This window comes from Arthrobacter sp. MSA 4-2 (assembly GCF_016405885.1).
In the GTDB taxonomy this organism is placed as follows: domain Bacteria; phylum Actinomycetota; class Actinomycetes; order Actinomycetales; family Micrococcaceae; genus Arthrobacter_D.
Genome location: NZ_JAEKGC010000002.1, coordinates 32,697 through 55,728, shown reverse-complemented (window position 1 = coordinate 55,728; position 23,032 = coordinate 32,697). Strand labels below are relative to the sequence as shown.

Below are 23,032 nucleotides of genomic sequence, written 5' to 3'. Positions count from 1 at the left end.
TGGTGATACTCTACCCCAGCGCCCACAGTGCGGGCAGCGCCCCGGCCCACGCACTGCAAGGGTGCCGATCTAGCCGGCCAGCGGCAGGACGGCGAATCCGGCGGTCCACAGGAGCCATTCGCGCAGGAAAGCGGACCGGGATGCTTGGGTGCTGTTCATGCTGATCGAATCCTTTGTCCGGTTGCAGTCGACCGGGTTTCGTTAGGAGCCGTGGAAGTGAGGGCGGTCGGGTCAGCGGCTGCCCTCGACGGGCGGCGCAGGATGCAGACGCCCAGGGCGGCCACCCACAGTCCCCACCCGGTGCTGCCGAGAAGGCCCGCCGGTTCCCACACCGGGAAGCCGGGGACGGCGGTGGCGAGGATGTCGCCCTGGTTCAGCAGGTAGATGACGCTCACGATGATTCCCGCGGAGCCGAGCCAGCGCGGCAGGACCCGCGTGCGCACGATGACCAGGCTCAGGGCGATCGACCATCCAACAACCAGCAGCTGCCCGAGATGTTCGCCCAGCAGAGCCCCGCCGAATTGGTGCTGGGCGGTAAACGCCGCCTCGACGGCCGCCTGCGTCTGTGCATCGCCGACGGCGTAGCTGCGGGCCAGTTGGGGAACCACGAACACCCAGCGCAGGAAGCCGATCAGGGACAGCAGCACCGATGCTGCCCCCGCATAGGTCGCCACCCGTAGCACGGGATGGTTCCGCAGGCCCAGTGCGGCCGGGAGCAGAAGAACCGGTACGGCCAGCAGGCCGTAGGTCCATGCCGTCGCAAACCAGATCCACACCAGTGTGGGCCCGCCGGCGGTGAAGGCCGGCAGGACCACGCTCGGCGGTTCGCGCAGCACATCGGGCCAGTCGAAGGTTATCGACAGGATCGTTGCGGCGGCCGCGAAGGCGAGGGCGCTTCCCACCAACATCCACCCTGTCGACCGAAGAACGCTTCTGTCCTGAGTGCTGGAGTTCATTGCCGTCCACCTAATACGAGGATGTGCTGTACGATGTACAAATACTGTACGCCGTACAGGATGAAAGTCAACAGACGGACAATGAACCATGACGACAACGGCGAAGATCTCCCGTCGGGGCCCCCGCAGAGCACTGACCGGTGATGACATCCTCGAAGCGGCGCTGAGCCTCCTTGATGAGGGTGGCCCGGCAGCGGCGTCCATCCGCGGAATCGCCGCGAAGGTCGGGGTGGCCCCAAATGCGGTCTACACGTACTTCCCCGACAAGGCTGCCGTAGTTCAGGCCGTGGTCGAACACCTGCTGGGGCAGGTCAATCACGCCATTGTGGCGGATGAGAACCTGCCCTGGACTCAAAGAATCGAGCACCTCGCGCTTGACCTGCGCGAACGGCTGTCGGCCCATCCCGGCGCTGTAAGCCTGATGATCGGCGGACCCATGGACGGGCCAAACGCCCTCGCCCTGAACGAGCGGTTGATGGAAATTCTCGTCGATTCCGGACTCCACCCCTCGGATGCGGCCAGGGCGTCCTACCTGCTCATCGTCTACGTCTTCGGCTCAATTGCCTTGGAAGTGGCGGAACTGGGCGAGACACGTCAGGCGCGGCCAGAAGCAGAGCGCATCGCAGAACGCCGGGCGGGGTTCTCCGCCATTCCCGCCGGCACCTATCCGTTGTCCGCGGCGGCGGCGTCGACCATGGCGGCCTACGTCTCCACTGAACAGTACGTATGGGGACTGCATAGAGTCCTCGCGGGAATTGGCGGTCCGCCGAACCCCACCGAGCTGCCACCACACCGCTGAGGTGATCAGCACCCTCCCGTCGTCATCGGGTGCATCGGGTGCATTGGGTGCATCCGGTGCGTGAGCGGGGCGACCGGCGCCGAGAAGGCCTAGGACTCGCGCGGGTCCTGAAGCTTCCGTTTGGGCAGCCTGGTGCTCAGGTACAGAGAGAGCACCCACTGAGCCATTCCTCCAACTAAGAGGAGGGTGACAAACGCCGGCTTCCCTCCTTCCGCCCAAAGGATCAGTCCGATCGTCAGCCATACGAATGCACCGTACCGGGACCCGTGCCGAGCGGATCGGATCAGGTTCTCACGCGTCTCCGCGGACTTCGATTTGTCTTTGGCCATGCGGGCTAGCTCCCACGCCTGGAGCAAGCACTCCTGAGGCTTCCTGCCGGCCGCCTAGACATTGCAGGTGTAGGTGATGCCGTTCCGCTCGTGGACTCCGTCGCCAAGTTCGGCACAGGTTCGAATGACGCTCGTGATACCGACGGTCAGGAGGGTGATCCCGGCGACGGTGAGGGCAGCTCCGATGATGATCCCGGCGAGGGCAAAACCGTTTTTCATTCCCGCCTTCCTTGACTGGACGAAGGCGATAATGCTGAGGATCAGCCCGATGGCGCTCAATGGCCCCAGAATCGACAGGACGAATCCAGCGATACCGAGGGACCTGCCAGGATTGGTGCGCTCCTCACGTCTCGTTGATGGCGACTGCTGGTAGCCCTGAGTCATGCGAATTCCCCCATGTAGTGATCATTTTTCGCTTTTCAATTTCGATATAGAGCCCGCTGTTCGATGAATTTACGGCGAGCGATCCACAGCCCGACGCCGGCGCTCCGCGCGCCACCTCAGAACGCCGCCAGCGATGAACACGGCGCCCCCAAGAAGGAAAACAACCGTCTCTCGCGGAATTCCTGGCAGGGTCAGCCACCACAACCCAATGAGGACGAAGACAAGCCCCAGGGACGCCACCCGGAAGCCTTGCCTATCAATTTTCATATCGTCCTCCTAATCGGGACAGGACGAAACGGGCGGAATGACTTCTACTGCAGTTCCCTAAAGCCCCCATATAAGTTTGGTGCGCATCACGGTACGCCCAGACACTAGTCGTGGAAAGAGGAAATTCGCCCCAACTGTTAATCGAGTGTTAATTGCAGGGAAACAGGTACCGGGCGCGGAGTCCTTGCGGGAGCAGACCAACAAAACAGAGAAAGTTCTGGCACAAATTCCGACGCCATGGTTATGACTGCGACGGAGTCCTGATGCAGCTGCCGGTCGGCCGTCACTCCTCGGGCGTTGCACCGTCCAGGAGCTGCGCAAGGTGAATGCCCTTCCGATCGCTGAGGTCGGTCAGCTGGGTCCGGCACGAGTAACCGTCGGCGAGGATCACCGTTTCGGAGTCGGCGGAGCGTACGGCGGGGAGCAGCTGCTGCTCGGCGACCGCGACCGACACCTCGTAGTGGCCGCGCTCCACGCCGAAGTTGCCTGCAAGTCCGCAGCACCCGCCCAGCTCCACCACCCGGGCGCCCGCGCGTCGAAGCAGCTGCGCGTCCGGAGTCCATCCCATGACCGCGTGGTGGTGGCAGTGAGGCTGGGCCACGACGGACGTGCCCTCCATCGGGGGCGGCGTCCAGCCGGGGACTGTCGCCAGCAGCTCGGCCAGCGTGTGGGTGGCCTTGGCGACGGCGCCGGCGGTGTCCTCGCCGAGGAGCTCCAGGGCGTCGGATCGCAGCACCCCGGTGCAGGAGGGTTCAAGCCCGACAATGGGAATGCCGGCGTCGGCGATGCGCCCGAGTTCGGCGACCGTATCGCCCAGGATCCGCCGTGCCGCGTCCAGTTGGCCGGTGGAGATCCATGTGAGCCCGCAGCACAGCGCCTTGCCCGGAAGCCGCACCTCGAAGCCCGCCTTCTCCAGAACCCGTACGGCCGCCTGCCCCACCTCGGGCGTGAAGTAGTTGGTGAAGGTGTCGGCCCACAGCAGCACCGGGGGCCGTAGGGTGGCCGCCTGATCCTCCTGAGCTCCTCCTTCGGGCAGCCGCGCCCCGGAACCGGGAGCGGACGCCGGCCGGGCGCGGAACCAGGAGGAGAAGGCCTGGGGTGCGGAGGCGGGTATGGTGCGCCGGGAATCCACCCCGGCCAGGCGAAGCCCGGCCCGGTCGATGCCCGGCAGCCGGGTGAGGGCGTTGCTTAGCCGGGGCGCGGATGAGGCAAAGCGCGCCCACCGCGGCAGCCACCCGAGCGAGTAGTGCGAGGCGGGCCGGAGCCGTCCGCGGTAGCTCTGATGAAGCATCTCGGCCTTGTAGGACGCCATGTCGACACCGGTCGGGCAGTCCGAGGCGCATCCCTTGCAGGACAGGCACAGGTCAAGGGCTTCGTGGACCTCGGGGGAGCGCCAGCCGGCACCTCCCTTGTTGATCATTTCCTGAAGGACCCGCGCCCGGCCGCGGGTCGTGTCCTTCTCCTCCCGGGTGGCGAGGTAGGACGGGCACATGACGCCGGTGCCGTCGGTGTGCTCCGCGCGGCACTTGCCCACCCCGGTGCAGCGGTGGACGGCCTGGCTGAAGTCGCCGCCGTCGTGCAGATAGCGGAAGCCGAGGTGGGAGCGCAGCGGTTTGGCCTCGGCGATCCGGATGTCGACGTCGAGCGGCCGGGGATCGACGATGACGCCCGGGTTGAGCAGATTGTCCGGGTCGAGCAGCGCCTTGACCTTCCCGAAGAGCCCGATGGCGGCGGGGGAGTACATGTACGGCAGCAGTTCGCTGCGGGCCCGCCCGTCACCGTGCTCACCCGAGAGGGACCCGCCGTAGCGGGCCACCAGTTCGGCGGCGGCGGTCATGAAGCTGCGGAAGAGGGCGCTGCCGTCGGGTCGGTCGAACGGCACATCGAGGCGGATATGCACGCATCCGTCACCGAAGTGCCCGTACGGAAAGCCCATGAGGTGATGGTCGAGGAGCAGGGCGTCGAAGTCCCGAAGGTAGTCCCCGAGGCGCTCCGGGGGTACGGCCGCGTCCTCCCAGCCGGAATGGGCGGGCATGTTCGCAGGGGAGCGGCCCGCAAGGCCCGCCCCGTCCTCGCGGATCTTCCACAGCGCCGCCGCGTCGGCGGGATCAGTGACCACCCGCGCCGGGAGGGCCGCCGCCCGGCTGAGGCGCCGGGCGCGGTCCGCGACCTCCAGGGGGTCTTCGCCGGCGATCTCGACGAAAAGCCAGGCGGCACCCGCGGGCAGTTCCGGCACTGCATGCTCACCCTTACGGCTACGGACGACGTCGACGATGCGCGAGTCCAGCCCCTCGCAGGCGGTGGGGCGGAACGCCATGACGTCCATCACCGCGTCCCCCGCGGAGCCGATGTCGGTGAAGCCCAGGACCACCAGAGTGCGGTGTGCCGGGTCCGCGACGAGGCGCACCCCTGCTTCGAGTACCACCGCCAGGGTGCCTTCGCTTCCGACCAGGGCGCGGCGCAGGTCGAACCGATGCTCGGGCAGCAGATGCTCAAGCGCGTAGCCGGAGACCTGGCGTCCGAACCGGCCGAGTTCGGTCCGGATCGTGCCAAGTTCGTCCTGTACGAGCGCGCGGAGCGCATCGGTCTCCGGTGTCGAGGGTGGTCCGTCGGGGCCGAGCATCAGGCGGGTTCCGGACCCGGTGACGACGTCGAGGTGCGTCACGTTGTCCACGGTGCGCCCGTAGGCCAGGGTGCGCGAGCCGCACGCGTTGTTGCCGATCATCCCCCCGATGGTGCAGTGGTTGTGGGTCGAGGGGTCCGGTCCGAACCGCAGCCCCTGCGCCAGCGCCCTGCGCTGCAGGGCGGCGTGCACGGCGCCGGGCTGCACGACGGCCGTGCGGGCCTCCGGATCGAGGTCGAGAACCTGGTTCATGTACCGGCTGAACTCGAGGACCACGCCGCTGCCCACCGCATTGCCGGCCACCGACGTCCCGGCCCCCCGGGAGGTCACCGGCACCCCGCGTTCGCGGCACACCTCCAGGGTGGCGAGGACGTCGTCCGCGTTACGGGGAAAGACGACGACGGATGGCCTCACCCGGTACAGGGAGCCGTCGCTCGAGTAGGCGGAGCGCGTGGTTTCATCGTCTCGGACGTCCGAGATGCCCCGGCCGCGCAGGGTACCGGCCAGGGAGCTCGGCAGGGCCAGCACGGTCATGAATAGCATGCTACCTACTGCGGTGCTGGCCGGGCACGCCTGACCCAGCGGACCCGAAGACGGGCCAGCCACCATCCTGCGCAGCGGGCCCCGGCGTCGACGACACCGGGGCCCGCTTCAACCGTCGGAAAACTCAGGCCGGAGCGGACTTCGGGCTTCGGGAAGTCTTCTTCGGGGGCAGGGCGAGCTTGAAGATTTTCGCCCAGGTGGACCCAACCTGCTTTGGAAGCGGACCGGTGGTGTAGGGCAGGCCGTAGCGGGCGCAGATCTCGCGCACCTTCACCGCCACCTCGGCGTACCGGTTGGACGGCAGGTCCGGGAAGCAGTGGTGCTCGATCTGGTGGGAGAGGTTTCCGGTCATCAGGTGCATGAACTTCGAGCCGGAGATGTTCGCCGAGCCGATCATCTGGCGGACATACCAGTCGCCGCGGGTCTCGCCTTCAACCATCTCTTCGGTGAAGGTGTCGGTGCCGTCGGGGAAGTGGCCGCAGAAGATCACCGCATGGGCCCAGAAGTTGCGGATCGCGTTTGCGGCGAGGGTCCCATAGAGTGCCCGGCGGCCGGAGCCGGTGGCCATGGCGAGCAGGGGAGTGGCGGCGTAGTCCTTGGAGAACTGCTTGAGTGCCTTGAGCCCGACGGCCTTGAGGTCGCGGTTCATCGCCTCCTTGGACTTCAGGCCTTCTTTGTAGTCGGGGATTTCCAGGTCGTAGAGCGCGATACCCCACTCAAAGACGGGAGCCAGGATCGCGTTGTACAACGGGTTGCCGAGGTTGAACGGGCGCCAGGGCTGGTCGGCGTCCATCCGCAGCAGGTTGTACCCGATGTCCTTGTCCTTGCCGATGACGTTTGTCCACCGGTGGTGGAGGTCGTTGTGGGTGTGCTGCCAGGAGCGCGCCGGGGTGACAAAGTCCCATTCCCAGGTGGTGGAGTGGATGTCGGGGTCGCGCATCCAGTCCCACTGCCCGTGAAGCACATTATGGCCGATCTCCATGTTCTCGAGGATCTTCGCCAGGCTCAGCATGGCCGTACCGGCGGCCCAGGCGGCCTTGTACCGGCTGAACATCAGAGCACCGCGTCCGGTGAATTCGAGCGTGCGCTGGATTTTGATGATGCGCCGGATGTAGGCGGCGTCGGTTGTCCCGCGCTTGGCGAGGATTTCGTCCCGAACAGCATCCAGCTCACGGCCGAGCTCGGCGATTTGCTCATCGGAGAGGTGCTTGGCGGCATCGGGACGGACCAGGGGATGGCCAGACGTCGCCAGGGCGCCAGGGCGGGTCAGCGTGGTGGTCATGGGGCTCCTTCGAGGGGTTAGAGGTCGAGGCTTACGGGACCGGCCGCGGCCGACACGCAGGTTTGGATGAGTTGGCCGGGGGCGTTGTGAAGTTCCCCCGTGCGGAGGTCGCGGACCTGCCCGCTCCGCAGCGGGACGAGGCAGCTGTGGCAGATACCCATGCGGCAGCCGCTGGGCATCAACACGCCGGCGTCCTCGCCCGCATCCAGCAGGGGAGTGTCACCGTCAGCCTGAACCTCGCGGTCGGACTGTTCAAAGACGACCACTCCGCCGTCATGCCCCGCACCCGCCGTGAGGTCGGTGCTAAAGCGTTCGACGGTGAGGGTTCCCGGGCTGGCGCCCTTCGCTTCGGCTCCGGCTGCGATGCCCGGCGACGTGCTGGCGGCCTCAAGGGCCGCCTCGCTCTTCCAGAGTTCCTCGGCGTCGTTCAGGAAACCTTCAGGCCCGCAGGCGTAGGCGGCCCGGCTGCGCCAGTCCGGGCAGAGATCGGCGATGGTCTTGGCGGTGAACTCGAGGCGCCCTCGGGCGCTGGTGAACCAGTGGCGGACCGTCAGATTGGGAAACTGGTCGGCGAGTTCTGCGAGTTCTTCACGGAAGAGGCTCTTCTCGGGGGTGCTGTTTGAGTTGATCAGCACCACATCGGCGTCGGGGCGGCGGGGGATGAGGGTGCGGATCATGGACATCACGGGGGTAATGCCGCTGCCTGCCGTGAGCATGAGCAGGGACCGCGGGTGCTCGGGCAGAACGAAGTCACCCTGAGGGGGCGAAAGGAAGAGCACGTCGCCCGGTTTGGTGCCGCGGACCAGCACCCGGGAGACGGCACCGGCGTCCTTCACAGTGATCGCGGGATCGTGGCCGGCCGCAGTGGTTAACGAGTACGAGCGCCATTGGCGCACTCCGTCTAGTTCGACGCCGATGCGCGCCCACTGGCCGGCCTGGTGGGCCTGCCAGCGGTGGCCCGGGCGGAAGTAGATGGTGGCCGAGTCCTCGGTCTCGTGGACCACGCGGGTCACAATTCCGCGGAGCTGGCGGGAGGAGTGCACCGGATTGAACAACGCGAGGAAATCCTCCGGGGTGAGCGGAGTCGTGAGGGCGGAGGCGGCACGCGCCAATTGACGAAACAAAACGGTTCTACCTCAGTCTTGGCGGGGAATGAGCTGATCGTCCTGCGGAGGCCAAAGCTTCAGCAGGGGGACCACCTCGGGCGGGATGTTTGGAGTTGCTGTAGTGCTCACGGTTTCCGGACGTGGCTAGGCCACGGGAAACAATGTAACCGATGGTCAGGAACGCGATGAGCCGCATGGCGTCATCGGCATTGAACTCGTCCTGGCCTTCTCCGCCGTCGCCAACCAGGAGCGCGGTGAGGGCGGTGGCAGGAACACTGGAGACGTGGGCAACGAACTCGGTGGGCTTCGCCGCGGCCTTCGTCTCCGTCGAGCGGCGGTCGACGACCCTAAGGGTGCCGTTGTGGGTGTTCGGGTCGTTGTTGTTGTTCGACACAGGCATTCTCTTGAAGAAGTATGTGGTGTGAGACCGTCAACGGATCCAACGGCTCAAATTGAGTCGGGTTACGTATGGCAGAAGCGCGGGAACCGCAGGGTGCTCCACGGGTTCGCTCTACTCTTTAGACAATACGGAGCGGATGCAACCTTAGCAAGTGTGCTTACTAACTGCGGAGCCCATGAATCGGCGCGGCAGCACGCCGGGCACCGGTGCACCACCTGACGGGCCCATGTAGCCGGAGCGCACCCGGGCTTTGAAGCGGGAAGTCCCGGCCACCACCTCACACCTGCGGGACTCCGTGGAGGAGCACCGCCCCGCCCAGAAGATCAGGGGGCACCGGCGTAGACCCAGGCGTGGAATCCTGACTCCAGGCGCAGCAGCACCCGCTCGTAGTCGCCCACCTCATAGAGGTCGGCCGCGGCGAGCTCCTCGTCGGAAAGCTCAAACACCGTTCCTTCGACGAAATCGGCTGCTGCTGCCGAGTAGCGCAGGATGGGGTGGGAATCAGTTCCGCTCGTGGCAACCACCGCGGGGTCGGTGATGTGAAGCCACTCGATCCGGTGGTGGGGCAGGCGGTCCTCCGTGCCCGTGAGGAGGCGGCCGAAATGCGCGAGCTGGACGGCGGGCAGCCGCAGCGTCCCGTAGGAAAACAGCCGCTGAACCATATAACCTCGTTCCATCAACACCGGGCGCGCCCCGCCCGACGAGTTGCACAACCATGGTATCGGCCGGGGCTCCCGCAACCCGCAGGGGTGCGCGCCATCGGCGGCCGTTCAGCGTTGCGAGCACCGCAGGCGGCCCCGGCTGCCTACCCGGGAGAGGGAGGAGCCTTCCGAGGGTGCAGAGGATGAGAACCGTGAAGGAGGGCCGCCGGGGGATCTCCGGAGCCCCCAGCGCATAAACTGGGTCCTTTGAGTTGCCCCGCCATCCGGTCCGGGCACCGGCCTCGCCCCGGAAGGAATCCGCGCATGACGACACAGACAGCACACCAGACCAGCAGGCTCCTCTTCGGCGCCATGGGCCTGGGCGGAACCTGGACGGATGAGCCCTACGGGGAGACGGATATCGATCAGGCGGAGACAGCCATTACGGCCGCGGTGGAAGCTGGAATCACCGTGTTCGATCATGCCGACATCTACCGGCGGGGCAAGTCCGAAGCCGTCTTCGGCGAGGTCATGCGCAGAAACCCCGGCCTGGTGAACGGCGCGACGATTCAGACCAAATGCGGCATCGTGCTGCCCGTCGGCGACCGGGGCGGATACTACGACCTCAGCGGCGAAAGTGTCCTGGCCGGCCTCGAGGGATCCCTCCGGCGGCTGCAGGCGGATGCCGTCGATGTCCTGCTGCTGCACCGCCCTGACCCGTTGTTGGACGTTGATTCACTGAAGCCGGCGCTTCACCGCCTCCTGCAGGAGGGAAAAATCAAGGCGCTCGGGGTCTCGAATATGTCGGCCGCGCAGATGGACTACCTGCAGACCGAACTGGATATCCCTATCGCTGTGAATCAGCTTGAGATGAGCCTGTCCAAGCGCGACTGGGTGGAAAGCACGGTGCTGGTGAACCATCCCACCGGCGCGGGAACCAACTTCCCGCACGGAACGATCGAGTGGTGCCGGCGGAATGGCACACGGCTCCAGGCCTGGGGCGCCCTCGCGCAAGGCCTGTACTCCCAGGCCCGGGAATCGCACACGCCGGCAGAAGCGCACGCCACCGATCTCGTGAGGCAGCTTGCCCGGGAGCGCAACACCAGCCCCGAGGCGATCGTCCTCGCGTGGCTCCTGAAACACCCCGCCCGCATCGAGGCCGTGATCGGATCCACCAATCCTCAGCGGATCAAGGCATCAGCGGACGCTTCACGACAGGCAGAGCTGATGACGACGGGCGAATGGTACGAGCTGTGGACCGCGGCCCGGGGCGCGCCCCTCCCGTAGCCTCACCGATCCTGTCAGCCGAAGTATCGGCAGCCGGCAGGGGAGTGGTCAGCCAGGACGATCCCCCGTTCCGGACCGCACGGTGACCAACGCGGTGACGGCGACGGCAAGGACTACGGTTGCGTCAAACCCTGGTTGTTGATTGGGCAAAAATCCAGTCGCCCACGGTGTCGATCACGTGCTTGTCCGTATCCTGCGTGAGGAGTTTCCTGTATGAGGCGAAGCTCGCAGGCTTTGGGTCGGACCGGAGCAGATGCGTGAGATCCGCGGGCCGCTGGGTTTCGACCGGGCCGCTGACGGACTCCGCGATGATCTTCAAATCATCAGGATTCACCTGAAGATCTTTGCCGCCGGTGATCGCCAGAACCGGTGCCGTAATGCGGGGGAGGAGCGTTGCGGGGTCGAAGTCGAGCAGGTCACGCTGCCAGCGCGCATTGATGGTCCGGCCCTGGATGCGCACTGTGTCCGTGTCGGTGGAGCGGAGCTTTGCGACTGACTTCCGCCGCTGCTTGGCGAGATCGATGCGCAGCAGTTTGGTAACGGCGCCTGCCACCGGTGGCAGGGTCCGCGCCACCTGACGGGTCTGCCATTCCATGGTTTCCGCACCAATGGTTCCTGGGGAAGCCAGGAGGATGACGCCGGCCAACCGGTCGTCGTCGGCGGCAACGAGTTCGGCGATCATTGCGCCTTCGCTGTGCCCGATGAGGAAGACGGGCAACCCGCTCGCCGGAGCTGAGCCACGGAGCCACTGAAGTGCCGCTGAGGCATCGGCGTGGTTTTCGGTGAATCCAGCGTGGAGGTAGGACCCGGAGGAACGCCCGACGCCGCGCTTGTCGTACCGCACCGAGGCGATGCCGCGTGCAGCAAGGGCATGAGCGAGGTGGCGGCTGGTCCCAAGGGGGAACCGGCGGTGGTCGGCGTCGCGGTTGATGTCTCCGGATCCGGGCAGCAGCAGTACCTGGGCCATGGTTGGTCCGGCCGGCCGCGTGTAGGTTCCGGCCAGAACCACGTCACCGGAGGTGAACGTGACGTCCGATTCAAAGTGCTCGATGTTGGGAGCGACGGCGAGCAACTCGACTGCGAGTTTATGTGCGGTGTCGGTCCCGACGACCAGGCCGGAGTAGGCTTCCCCACGCAGTCCCAGCATGATGGCCCGTTCGTTGTTTCTCGCAGCGACCAGCAGTTTGCGTCCACGGGACCGCCACGTGCCTACTCGGACGAGGCGGGGAATGGCCAGCCCCGGCGAACGGATTCCCTTGGCGGCCGCGAAAGGGTCATCTGTCACGGCGATCGAGGTGATTGCCGTGAGGGGCACAACGATGTCGTTGACCAGGCCGAGGACCTTCTCTGCAGGGCCGAAAGTCAGAGTGAGGGTGTCCCTGCTGAGAGTTAGCGATGCCACGCGGCGTTCTCCTTGGTGAGTACTCCGGACCATCCGGATACTCCAACGTTATCAAATATGATAATGATGTCAATAGGGAGAACGTTCGCTAGGCGGAGGGCATGACAATCATCGAGATGAGGCGGCGTGTGCGCTCCGGGGATGCTGGGTTGTCTGCATACGGGAGGATCGCGCTCCGGAAACCTTCGGCCAGCTTTCCGAACTCCTCATCGGTGAGCCATACAGCGGTTTGCCGATAGCCCACGCCGTCCCGGACAAGGTCGACGCCGTCAGCTTCCTCCACATAGCGGTCGAAGTTCCTGAGCACGCCGGCAACGAAAGCGGTGAAGGCTTGTCGGTGCTGTTCTTCCGTCATGGAGTTCAGCTCTCCGGGGGAGAGCTCGCTGGCTTCGAGCCGCAGGGCGTATGTCCGCTCAACCGCACCCCGAATGCGCTGCTGGCCCACGACCTCGAGGATTCCCGCTTGTGTGAGCGTGGAGATGTGGCGGTAGAGGGTGGCCGGCGTAACCTCTGGTAGTTCTTCGGCAATCTGGGCGGTCGTCAGTCGACGTCCACCCAGGAGACCCTGAATGATGCCTAATCGGACGGGATGGAGAACCATGTCCGCGGTGTTATGGGGCTTATTCATAGCGCAATGCTTCCATACTTGCGAATAGTCGCAAGCTCAGTAGCAGGGGACATTCAGCTTCGCGTGCCGTGAGCCGAAAGTGGTCGTCGGGGGAGCCTCTCTTATCACTAAGTTGACATAATGTAGATTATCGGCGAAATAGGAAGGGGATCGAGAGGGGTTGCGAGGACCCCGATATAAAGCGTTGACGCGCACTGGGCGATCAAGCTCCGACGTAGGCCGCCAGGTGCTCGCCGGTGAGGGTTGAGCGTTGGGCGACAAGGTCGGCCGGCGTGCCCTCGAAGACGATCCTGCCGCCGTCGTGACCGGCGCCCGGGCCAAGGTCGATGATCCAGTCGGCATGGGCCATGACCGCCTGGTGATGCTCGATGACGATGACCGATTTGCCGGAATCGACGAGCCGGTCCAGCAGGCCGAGCAGGTTCTCGACGTCGGCCAGGTGCAGGCCGGTGGTTGGCTCGTCGAGGACGTAGATCCCGCCCGTGTCCGCCATCTGGGTGGCCAGCTTGAGCCGCTGCCGCTCGCCGCCCGACAGCGTGGTGAGCGGCTGGCCGAGGCTGAGGTAACCCAGGCCGACGTCTGCGAGCCGGGAAAGGATCGCGTGTGCGGCGGGCGTGCGCGCCTCCCCTGCGCCGAAGAACTCCTCGGCCTCACTCACCGGCATGGCCAGCACCTCGCTGATGTTCTTCCCACCGAGGTGGTATTCGAGCACTGACGCCTGGAACCGCTTGCCCTCGCATTCCTCGCAGGTGGTGGCGACCCCGGCCATCATCGCCAGGTCGGTGTAGATGACGCCGGCGCCGTTGCAAGTGGGGCAGGCGCCCTCGGAATTGGCGCTGAACAGGGCGGGCTTGACCCCGTTGGCTTTGGCGAAGGCCTTCCTGATGGGTTCGAGCAGCCCGGTGTAGGTGGCGGGGTTGCTGCGCCGCGAGCCCCGGATGGCCGCCTGGTCAACGGAGACCACCCCGTCCCGCCCGGATACCGACCCGGCGATCAGCGAACTCTTGCCGGAACCGGCGACTCCGGTGACGACGACGAGGACCCCCAGCGGAATGTCGACGTCGACACCGCGCAGGTTGTGCGCCGTGGCGCCCCGGACCTCCAGAGCCCCGTCGGCCGTCCGGACCGACTGCTTGAGGGCGGCCCGGTCGTCGAAGTGGCGGCCGGTGAGGGTGTCGCTGGCCCGCAGCCCCTCCACCGTTCCCTCGAAGCAGACATTGCCGCCCGCCGTGCCGGCGCCGGGGCCGAGGTCGACGACGTGGTCGGCAATGACGATCGCCTCCGGCTTGTGCTCAACCACCAGCACGGTATTGCCCTTGTCCCGCAGGCGCACCAGAAGGGCGTTCATGCGCTCGATGTCGTGCGGGTGAAGTCCAATGGTGGGCTCGTCGAAGACATACGTGACATCCGTGAGCGAGGACCCGAGGTGGCGGATCATCTTGGTCCGCTGAGACTCGCCTCCGGAAAGCGTCCCGGTCGACCGGTCAAGGCTGAGATAGCCAAGGCCGATCTCGACGAACGAGTCGAGGGTCTCCCCCAGGGCCGTCAGCAGCGGCGCCACGGACGGTTCATCCAGCCCGCGCACCCATTCGGCGAGGTCGCTGATCTGCAGGGCGCAGGCGTCGGCGATGCTGATTCCACGGATCTTCGATGACCGGGAGGCCTCGCTGAGCCGGGTCCCGTCGCATTCGGGGCAGGTAGTGAACGTCACCGCCCGGTCCACGAAGGCCCGGATGTGCGGCTGCATGGCCTCCCGGTCCTTGGCGAGCAGGGACTTTTGGATCTTCGGGATCAGGCCCTCATACGTGAGGTTGATGTTGTCGACCTTGATCTTGGTCGGCTCCTTGTAGAGCAGGTCGTGCAGTTCCCGCTTCGTGAACTTCCGGATCGGCTTGTCCGCGTCGAAGAAACCGGAGCTGCTGAAGATGCGGCCGTACCACCCGTCCACGCTGTACCCCGGGATGGTCAGTGCGCCCTCGCTGAGCGACTTGCTGTCGTCATAGAGCTGGGTCAGGTCGAAATCGGTGACCGATCCCATTCCCTCGCAGCGCGGGCACATGCCGCCGGTGACGCTGAAGCTGCGGCGCTCCTTCGTGGTCGTCCCACCGCGCTCAAGCGTCACGGCGCCCGATCCGCTGATCGAGGCGACATTGAAGGAGAACGCCTGCGGCGACCCGATGTGCGGCTGACCGAGGCGGCTGAAGACAATGCGAAGCATCGCATTGACGTCGGTGGCCGTCCCGACGGTGGAGCGGGGGTTCGCGCCCATCCGCTCCTGGTCGACGATGATGGCCGTGGTCAGTCCGTCGAGCACGTCGACGTCGGGCCGGGCGAGGGTCGGCATGAAACCCTGCACAAAGGCACTGTAGGTCTCATTGATCATGCGCTGGGACTCCGCCGCGATGGTGCCGAACACCAGGGAGCTCTTGCCCGAACCGGAAATACCCGTAAATACCGTCAACCGGCGCTTGGGGATCGCAATGCTGAGATTCTTGAGGTTGTTCTCCCGCGCGCCCTGTACGCGGATCACATCGTGGCGGTCGGCAGTGTGGAGCGGCTGCGTGTCGGCACTCGCCATGCTCATGGTGACTCTCCGTCTGTGAAGCGGGCCGCTGGAACGGTCTCCGGCGTCGTCTGGGTCAATCTAACCAGCCTGATGAGGTGTGCCGGCACCGGTCTGCAGTTCGGCCGGCCGGTGCCGGGCGGGTCTCCCCCGCCATCGATGGACCGGTCAGGGCCGGACGAGCACCTTGAGCGCTTCCCGTTCCGCCATGGCCCGGTAGCCCTCGGCGATATCGTCAAGTTTCACCGTGCGGTCGAATACCCGGCCGGGCTGGATCCTGCCGTCGAGCACCTCCGGGAGGAGCTCCTCGATATAGGCACGCGCCGGCGCCACGCCGCCGGTCAGGGAGACGTTCCGCATGAACACTGACGGCATCGGCACCTCCCTGTACTGGGGCACCCCGACGCGGCTGACGAAGCCGCCGTCGCGCACCGCGGCAAAGGCTGTCTCGATCGCCGGCAGGGTGCCGACGCACTCGAGGACGGCAGAGGTGCCATCTCCCCCGGTCAGTTCCTTCACCCGCGCGGCACCTGCCTCGCCCCGTTCCGACACAACCTCGGTTGCCCCGAAATCCTTGCCCAGATCGGTCCGCGCCTGGTGGCGTCCCATCAGGATGATCTGCTCCGCACCGAGCCGCTTGGCCGCGATGACGGCGGACAGTCCCACCGCTCCATCGCCGATCACGGTCACAGTCGATCCCTTCCCGACCTTCGCCGTTACCGCACTGTGGTGGCCGGTGCACATCACGTCCGAAAGCGTCAGGAGCGCCGGGAGGAGGTCCGAATCCTCGGGGACCGGCACCTTCACGAGGGTTCCGTCGGCCTGTGGAATCCGGGCCGCCTCCCCCTGGCCGGCGTCGGGATTGCCCCAGTTGCCTCCGTGCCGGCAGGACGTCTGCAGGCCCGCCTGGCAGAAGTCGCAGGTGCCGTCAGACCATACGAACGGTGCGATCACCACATCGCCGCGCTTGACCGAGGAAACGTCGCGGCCGGTGTCCTCGACGACGCCGATGAACTCGTGCCCCATCCGGGAGCCGGCCGGGTTGGGCTTCATCGAGCCGTACGGCCAGAGGTCGCTGCCGCAGATACACGAGACCAGCACGCGGACGACGGCGTCGGTGCTCTCCTCCAGGGTCGCGTCGGGAACATTCTCCACCCGGACATCTCCGGCTCCGTACATCAACGTTGCGCGCATGGTTTCCTTTCCCTGGGCTGCCCGGCGGCGGCAGCTTGCCTTCCCTGTCTGCGGGGCTTCCGGCCGCCTGCACCTGCCGGAGGCCAGTCAAAAATGGGGCTTCCGTATGGCCGACGAAAAGGCTCGGGCCCTGCCGCGGCCGATGGCCTGGACCGGGCTGCCGGGCCACCCACCCGAGACTACCCCGGCCGAACATGCGGGGAACAGCCCCGTCCGGCGGGGCGTCGGTGCCGGCGGACGGCCGCACGGACCCAGGACAACATCGCGGTCCCGCGGGCCGCGATCAACGCCGTCAGGAGGGCGGCCGCCGCGTGCGCGTAGAGCATGGAGTGCAGATCCTGCCCCGGCACCACTGTTGCGGGGGACGGACCCTGCGCCCCTGCGCCGGCACCGTGACCGTGGGCGGGCACGACGTCGGCCGTTCCGCCAACGAACGCGCTGAAGGCGAAGTGAAGAAGCTGCTGGGTCAGCCCGCACAACACCAGGACCGACCACCCGGGCAGCCTCACACGTGCCAGCATCGACGCCGCGAGGCCCAGCAGGGCCGTGAGGGTAAGGAGCAGGGCCAGCGCCGGCATGAGGCCGCCGGAGGCGACATGCGCACCAAGGCCGGCGGCCACGGCCAGAGGACCGGAAAGCCACGCGAGGAAGACCCGCGATCTCCGTCGCGGTAGGCCCGTGGCCACCCGGTCTTCCATGCCGTCCTCCTCCCCCATCGACATTGCACCCGCGGTCCGTCCCCCGGTCTCGGCGGCCGATCGGCACGCCGGCAACCCGGCTCCCGGCACCGTTCCTCCCTCTTTGCTACCGCCGCCACACGCCGTGTGCAAGTGCCGGCGTCACTGCCCGGCCGGACACCCGGGGCCAGCCTCCCGGCCGGGACGGCTCATCACACTGTGACATAGGTGACATATACGCCCCCGATATGCCGTTGGCCCCGCCGTTCGGATAGAAATGAATGATGTCCACCGCGCCAGGAGAAGCAGCCAACCGTCAACCACTTCGGGCGACGCGGCTCATGAAGCAACGGCAGCTGACCATGATGGGGCTCGGCAGCGCCATCGGCGCGGGGCTCTTCCTTGGCTCCGGTGCCGGAGTCCAGGCTGCCGGCCCCGCCGTCCTGATCTCGTACCTCGTGGCCGGCACCCTGATCATCCTGGTGATGTGGGCGCTGGGTGAGATGGCCGCAGCCAACCCCAACAGGGGCGCGTTCTCGGTCTACGCGGAAAAGGCGATGGGTCCGACCGTAGGCTCAACCATCGGCTGGCTGTGGTGGTTCCAGCTCGTGGTGGTGATCGCTGCCGAAGCACTTGGCGCCGCCGCCCTGCTCTCGACGATCTGGCCGGCCCTGCCGGTCTGGGCCCTGGCCCTGGTTTTCATGATCTTCTTCACGGCCATCAACCTCACCGGCGTGCGCAACTTCGGGGGGTTCGAATACTGGTTCGCAATCTTCAAGGTCGCAGCGATTGTCGTCTTCCTCGCCATCGGCGCCGCCCTCGTGCTGAACCTGCTTCCCGGGGTGCAGTCGCCGGGATTGACCAACCTCACCACCGACTTCGCCCCCGCCGGGCTCGAGGGCGTCGCTACGGCCTTGTTCATCGTCATCTTCGCCTTCGGCGGCACGGAGATCGTCAGCGTGGCCGCAGCCGAGACCGAGGATCCCTCGCGGAGCATCGGCCGGGCCGTGCGGGCCGTGGTCTGGCGCATTCTCGTGTTCTATGTCGGTTCCGTCCTGGTGATCATCCTCGTGCTGCCCGCCACCTCGCCGGCTCTGGCCTCGCCGTTCAGCGGGGTGCTCGACGCTGCGCGGATCCCCGGAGCGGGCACCGCCATCACCATCGTCGCGGTCCTGGCGCTGCTCTCGGCCCTCAACGCCAACCTCTACGGCGCCTCGCGCATGATCTACTCCCTCGCGGAGCGCGAGCAGGCACCCCGGTACATCCAGCATCTCAGCCCCTCCCGGGTGCCACAGCGGGCGGTGGCCGTCTCGGTGGTCTTCGGCTTCGCCGCAACCGTCCTTGAACTGTTGTTCCCGGAACGGATCCTGCCTGCCCTTTTTCAGCTTCTCGGTTCCACCTGCCTTGTCGTCTGGGGTTCCGCCCTCGTGTCGCAGATCATCCTTCGGCGGCGGGCGGACCGCGCCGGCACACCCCTGCCGGTGAGAATGAAGGGATTCCCCTGGCTCACTGGCTTCGCGCTGATCATCCTGGCCGCGATCTTCGCCGTGGGGCTCAGCGCCGAAACCAGCCGCACCCAGCTGATCAGCACCGCCCTCCTCATTGCCGGCATCGCCGCCGCCAGCACCCTGTTCCGCAAGGCCCGTTCGCGCCAGCCGGCCGCCTAGGGCGGCAGCCGTGGTGCCTACACCGGGGCGCCTTGCCCGGCGGTTAGACACCGGCCTATAGTGGCGGATCGTTCAGGCTGCCGGGTAGGAGAGCTGACATGGCCGAAGTCCTGATGTTCCACCACGCCCAGGGGCTGACCGCCGGGCTGAAAGAGTTCGCCGGCACCCTCCGGGCCGCAGGCCACACCGTCCACACGCCGGACCTGTTCGACGGCCGGACCTTCGACTCCCTCGACGGCGGCCTGGACTATGCAGGCACGCTGGGCTTCGACACCCTTCTGCGCCGGGGCGTCGAGGCTGCGGCCGATCTCCCGGCCGGCCTGATCTACCTTGGCTTCTCCCTTGGGGTGATGCCGGCGCAACTGCTGGCCCAGACCCGCGGAGGCGCCCGGGGCGCCCTCCTCCTGCATTCCTGCCTCCCGGCCGGCGAGTTCGGCGGATGGCCCGAGGGGGTGCCGGTCCAGGTCCACGCCATGGAGCAGGACCCGTTCTTCGCCGGCGAGGGCGACCTCGAGGCCGCCCGGGCCCTCACCAGCGCAGCGGCCGATGCCGGCCTGTTCCTCTACCCCGGTGCGGAGCACCTCTTCACCGACAGCTCCCTCCCGTCCTACGACGCCGCCGCAACCGCGCTGCTCACCCGCCGGGTGCTCGATTTCCTCGACGGACCCTAGGCGGCGATGGCTGCTGGGCCGGGACGGCGGCGGCACACGCCCACTGCCAGCGGCACGGAGGTTCTCAACGCCGAAAGAGCGGCGTTGTGAGGGCATAACGACGGTGTATCCAGCACCGGCACAGCTTCATGGCGCATCCTAGGAGGGAACACTGCGGAAAATCCGGGACGCCCGGCTCGCCACCTCCGGCCCGCACGTCCCTGAAAGGACCCCCATGATCCTGGTGCTGATCGGCATCGACGGCGCAGGAAAGACGACGGCCGCGCACGCCCTGGCCGCCCACGTGCCGCCGGGCACCGACGTCCTGGTGCTGGGCAACTACTCGGGGCGGAAGACCTTCACCCGATGGGCCCGGCGGATCGGAGTACAGCCGCCGGCCCGGCTGATGGACACCGCCGAGACTCTGGTGCGCCTGGTCAACGTGCTGCTGAACTCCGCGAAGGCCGCACGCTTCGACGGCCTGGTGATTATGGACCGGCACCTTCATTGCCAGCTGGCCCTCAGGGCCGCCCGGGGCCTGCGCCGCGGCGTCCTCCTGCCGGCTGCGCTGAGGCTGCTGCCCCGGCCCGACGCCGTCGTGCTCCTCGACCTGTCCGCCGAACAGGCCCAGCTGCGCATCGCGGCGCGCGGCACGGACAGCGAAAACCTCGACGAACTGCGGGCGTACCGCACGGCGTACCTATCTCAGGCGAGGGAAGCCGGGCACCCGGTGATTGACGCCGGAGGAGCACCCGAGGCTGTCACGGCAGACCTACGGGGCGTCCTGGCCGGACTCCGCCCCGGTGCCTCCCTGGAGCCGGCGGGGACGGTTCCGGGTCCGAGCGGTGCGGGGCCGGAGCTCCCCGAATGAGTTCCTCGTACGATGAGTCCATGGAGACTCCTTCCGCGCCCGCTGCCAGCTACTCGCCCTCCCAGCTCCACGACCTGGTGCATTCGATCCTGGGCCAGGAACTGCCCCCGATCGTCCGGGCCGGGCACCCGGTGCTGCGGATGCAGGCGCAGGCCTTCGACGGCCAGCTGGGCGATGCGGACCTCGCGGCGCTGATCACCCTGATGCGCCGGGTGATGCACCACGCCCCCGGCGTCGGGCTCGCCGCTCCGCAGCTGGGCATCCCCCTGAGCATCGCCGTCGTGGAGGACAAGGGGGTGGAGGACGACGCCGTCGCCATCGAACGCGGCCGCACTCCCCTGCCGTTCTTCGCCATGATCAACCCCCGCTATTCCGCGGCGGGCCAGGCCACCGCGTCCTTCTACGAGGGGTGCTTGTCGGTCCCCGGCTACCAGGCCGTGGTGGATCGGCACCGGGAGGTTTCGCTGGAGTACACCACGCCCGACGGCCGGGGCGTGACGACCCGCCTCAACGGCTGGCCGGCGCGCATCGTGCAGCACGAGACGGACCACCTCAACGGCATTCTGTACCTGGACCGGGCCGAGACCCGCTCCCTCGCCGACAACCTCGAGTACACGCGCCGCTGGGCGCATCCGTCGATCGAAGACGCCCGCCGGGGCCTCGGGTTCTAGGCCCGGCGGCTGCTCGCGCCGGCCTACCGCTCCGGGCTTGAGTCCGCCGGCTGGTTCCGCCCGCTGGGGAGCCAGTCCGCCCACCATCGAAGGATGTGCTCAAATCGCTGGCGGCGGTGCCAGGGGGTGCCGGAGCGGGAGAGTTCGTGGTTCTCCCCCGGGAACAGGAGGAGTTCGGCCGGTACGCCCTGTTTCTTGAGCGCCGTGTAGTAGCGCTGGGCCTGCTCAACCGGGCACCGCAGGTCCTCCTCGGAATGGATGACGAAGGTCGGGGTGTCCACCGAACCGATCTGGGCGAAGGGGTTCTGGCCCCGCACCTTCTCGGGGTCGGTGCCGGTGTACTCGTCGGAGAAGAACCAGCCGATGTCCGAGGAGCCGACGAACGACGGCGGGTCGAGGTAGCCCCGCTCTACGATGGCGGCGGTGAACCGGTGGTCCTGGGAGATGGTCCAGGCGGTGAGGTAGCCGCCGTAGGAGCCGCCCATGATGCCGACCCGGCCGCCATCCATCACGGCGTACTTGCCGAGGGCGCCCTCGAGGAACGCCAGGACGTCCTGGAGGTCGAGGGTCCCCATCGCCTCCTTGATGGCCCGGCCATGCTCCTGCCCGTACCCGGCTGACCCCCGCGGGTTGCACATCAGCACGGCGTAGCCGGCGCGGGCGTACACCTGGGCCTCGTCGAAGTAGCCCCAGCCGTACTGTGAGAAGGGGCCCCCATGGATGTTCAGCAGCACCGGGTGGGGGCCCTCCCCCTCGGGCAGGATCACCCAGCCGTGCACCTGGGACCCATCGGGCGCCGGGAAGGTCTCCTCGACGGTGGGTGAAACCGTCGTGGCACTGCGCAGCTCGGCGGAGAAATCGGTGAGGGGCTCCAGCCCGTCCGGGCCCACCAGCGCCGCGTCGCCGGCCGTGCCGGGGCCCGTGTAGCTGACGAGGACACGGCCGGCGGCGGAGGCAGCGCCGGTCACCACGACCGGTCCGTCGACGAGGGTGGCGGCCGTGCCGTCAGCGTCGACCTCGAGCAGCCCGCAGGCGCCGCGGGTGCGGCGAATGACCAGGACCGAGGAGTCCCCGTGCGGGACCACCTCAAGGACTTCGCCGAGGTCAACGGTCTCGGCGTCGGTCAGCCGGCGGGCCTCCCCCGGTGAGTCCATCGGCGCGGCATACAGTCCGGCGTTGCGCGCCACGAAGTCGAGGCCGGTGGCGGAGAGCTCGCCGGCGAGATAGAAGAGCCACCGGCCGTCCCTGCTCTGGACCGGCGCCGCGCAGTCGAGCCGCTGGGCCGCGGAGAGCCCCGAGAGCTGCTCCCTGCCGGTGCCGTCCCGGCGGACCGAGTAGACCTCGCTGGCCAGGGTCGAATCCGCGTCCGGGCTGAGGGCCGCGGTGAACAGGATCCGGGCGCCGTCGGCGGTAAACCGCGGGCTGTTGTGGTCCGCTGGGTCCGAGGTGAGCTGGACGGGCTCGGGCAGAGGGCCGGGTCGGTCCGCGCCGGCGTCTTTGGCGGCCCGGCCCACGGGCTCGATGAAGGGTTCGGCCTCGAGGCTTGGGACATCGACCAGGAAGAGCTGGGCCCGCTTATCCGCCGTGTAGCCGAGCCCGTTGGCGCGGTACTGGAACGCGGTGATCCGCCGCGGGTCCTCGGCCGAGGCGCCGACTCCTTCGACGGTGCCGTAGCGGCCGGCCTCCGGCACGCGGGCGACGAACACGATCGACCGCGAATCGGGAGCGAAGCGGAAGTCCTCGACGCCGAGGGGCTGGTCAGTGACCTGCAGCGGCTCACCGCCGCGGGCGTCCATGAGGTGCAGCTGCGGCTTATCGCCGGGACGGGACCGCAGGAAGCCCAGCAGCGAGCCGTCCGGAGAGAACTGGGGGGCGGTGTCGCGGAAGCCGCGGCTGAGGCGGCGGTGCGAGCCCAAGTCCGTCTGGAGTTCCCACAACTGGCCCACGTAGGCGTCGGCGTCGAAGTCCGGGCGGGTCACGGCGAACACCGCCCGTCCGCCGTCGGGGTGGAGCGTCGGGGTACCGACGGAGTGCAGGAGGTTCAGCTGATCGGGTTCCATCCATCCGAGACTAATGCGTCGAAGTCCGCTCC

At 67.4% G+C, this 23,032-nt stretch carries 19 protein-coding genes; 6 read left to right on the top strand and 13 right to left on the bottom strand.

Features of this window, described 5'->3' with window-relative positions; all coding sequences use genetic code 11:
- Positions 1–155: 155 nt before the first annotated feature.
- Positions 156–908: a DUF4386 domain-containing protein gene (locus I6N91_RS02010; protein ID WP_233091363.1), complete on the bottom strand. Its 753-nt coding sequence runs from the start codon at positions 906–908 to the stop codon at positions 156–158.
- Between the two features lie 136 nt (positions 909–1,044).
- Between I6N91_RS02010 and I6N91_RS02005 the strand changes: the two genes are divergently transcribed.
- Complete coding sequence (locus I6N91_RS02005; protein ID WP_198810261.1) at positions 1,045–1,755, top strand: TetR/AcrR family transcriptional regulator; 711 nt, start codon at positions 1,045–1,047, stop codon at positions 1,753–1,755.
- Between the two features lie 383 nt (positions 1,756–2,138).
- Here the strand turns inward: I6N91_RS02005 and I6N91_RS02000 are convergent, their stop codons facing one another.
- From I6N91_RS02000 to I6N91_RS01975, 6 genes are all read right to left on the bottom strand, one after another.
- A complete protein-coding gene (locus tag I6N91_RS02000; RefSeq protein WP_198810260.1) occupies positions 2,139–2,468 on the bottom strand; it encodes a DUF4190 domain-containing protein in 330 nt (109 codons plus the stop codon).
- A gap of 550 nt (positions 2,469–3,018) precedes the next feature.
- The gene (locus I6N91_RS01995) at positions 3,019–5,892 is read right to left on the bottom strand and encodes an FAD-binding and (Fe-S)-binding domain-containing protein (RefSeq protein WP_233091362.1); all 2,874 of its coding nucleotides are present in this window, start codon (positions 5,890–5,892) and stop codon (positions 3,019–3,021) included.
- A 133-nt stretch (positions 5,893–6,025) separates the two neighbouring features.
- Complete coding sequence (locus tag I6N91_RS01990; protein ID WP_198810258.1) at positions 6,026–7,183, bottom strand: acyl-CoA desaturase; 1,158 nt, start codon at positions 7,181–7,183, stop codon at positions 6,026–6,028.
- Positions 7,184–7,200: 17 nt separating this feature from the next.
- Complete coding sequence (locus tag I6N91_RS01985) at positions 7,201–8,295, bottom strand: ferredoxin reductase (protein ID WP_233091361.1); 1,095 nt, start codon at positions 8,293–8,295, stop codon at positions 7,201–7,203.
- Positions 8,296–8,314: 19 nt separating this feature from the next.
- Positions 8,315–8,683 (bottom strand): hypothetical protein, encoded by a 369-nt coding sequence (locus I6N91_RS01980; protein WP_198810257.1) that lies wholly within the window; start codon positions 8,681–8,683, stop codon positions 8,315–8,317.
- A gap of 329 nt (positions 8,684–9,012) precedes the next feature.
- On the bottom strand, positions 9,013–9,351 hold the full coding sequence (locus I6N91_RS01975) for a gamma-glutamylcyclotransferase family protein (RefSeq protein ID WP_198810256.1): 339 nt from the start codon (positions 9,349–9,351) through the stop codon (positions 9,013–9,015).
- 303 nt (positions 9,352–9,654) lie between these two features.
- Here I6N91_RS01975 and I6N91_RS01970 point away from each other — a divergent pair, with 303 nt between their 5' ends.
- Entirely contained in the window at positions 9,655–10,617 is a 963-nt protein-coding gene (locus I6N91_RS01970; protein ID WP_233091360.1) for an aldo/keto reductase family oxidoreductase, read from the top strand.
- A gap of 124 nt (positions 10,618–10,741) precedes the next feature.
- Here I6N91_RS01970 and I6N91_RS01965 read toward each other — a convergent pair whose 3' ends face one another.
- The 5 genes from I6N91_RS01965 to I6N91_RS01945 form a co-directional block, all read right to left on the bottom strand.
- Entirely contained in the window at positions 10,742–12,019 is a 1,278-nt protein-coding gene (locus tag I6N91_RS01965) for an alpha/beta hydrolase (RefSeq protein WP_198810255.1), read from the bottom strand.
- Positions 12,020–12,107: 88 nt separating this feature from the next.
- Positions 12,108–12,647 (bottom strand): helix-turn-helix domain-containing protein, encoded by a 540-nt coding sequence (locus tag I6N91_RS01960; RefSeq protein ID WP_198810254.1) that lies wholly within the window; start codon positions 12,645–12,647, stop codon positions 12,108–12,110.
- A 202-nt stretch (positions 12,648–12,849) separates the two neighbouring features.
- Positions 12,850–15,231: an excinuclease ABC subunit UvrA gene (locus I6N91_RS01955; protein WP_198810253.1), complete on the bottom strand. Its 2,382-nt coding sequence runs from the start codon at positions 15,229–15,231 to the stop codon at positions 12,850–12,852.
- 147 nt (positions 15,232–15,378) lie between these two features.
- Positions 15,379–16,404, bottom strand: coding sequence for a zinc-dependent alcohol dehydrogenase family protein (locus I6N91_RS01950; RefSeq protein WP_198810252.1), 1,026 nt, complete (start codon positions 16,402–16,404; stop codon positions 15,379–15,381).
- 179 nt (positions 16,405–16,583) lie between these two features.
- Positions 16,584–17,102: a hypothetical protein gene (locus I6N91_RS01945; protein ID WP_198810251.1), complete on the bottom strand. Its 519-nt coding sequence runs from the start codon at positions 17,100–17,102 to the stop codon at positions 16,584–16,586.
- A gap of 260 nt (positions 17,103–17,362) precedes the next feature.
- On the opposite strand from I6N91_RS01945, the gene I6N91_RS01940 reads away from it, so the two are divergent.
- From I6N91_RS01940 to I6N91_RS01925, 4 genes are all read left to right on the top strand, one after another.
- Positions 17,363–18,748 carry an amino acid permease gene (locus tag I6N91_RS01940; RefSeq protein ID WP_374058895.1) on the top strand — a complete coding sequence of 462 codons (1,386 nt, stop codon included), beginning with the start codon at positions 17,363–17,365 and terminating at the stop codon, positions 18,746–18,748.
- Between the two features lie 98 nt (positions 18,749–18,846).
- On the top strand, positions 18,847–19,419 hold the full coding sequence (locus I6N91_RS01935; protein WP_198810250.1) for a dienelactone hydrolase family protein: 573 nt from the start codon (positions 18,847–18,849) through the stop codon (positions 19,417–19,419).
- Between the two features lie 214 nt (positions 19,420–19,633).
- Positions 19,634–20,269, top strand: a complete 636-nt coding sequence (locus I6N91_RS01930) for an AAA family ATPase (RefSeq protein WP_198810249.1) — start codon at positions 19,634–19,636, stop codon at positions 20,267–20,269.
- Between the two features lie 20 nt (positions 20,270–20,289).
- The gene (locus tag I6N91_RS01925; RefSeq protein ID WP_198810248.1) at positions 20,290–20,940 is read left to right on the top strand and encodes a peptide deformylase; all 651 of its coding nucleotides are present in this window, start codon (positions 20,290–20,292) and stop codon (positions 20,938–20,940) included.
- A 23-nt stretch (positions 20,941–20,963) separates the two neighbouring features.
- On the opposite strand, the gene I6N91_RS01920 is transcribed toward I6N91_RS01925, so the two are convergent.
- A complete protein-coding gene (locus I6N91_RS01920; RefSeq protein ID WP_198810247.1) occupies positions 20,964–23,000 on the bottom strand; it encodes a S9 family peptidase in 2,037 nt (678 codons plus the stop codon).
- Positions 23,001–23,032 lie beyond the last annotated feature (32 nt).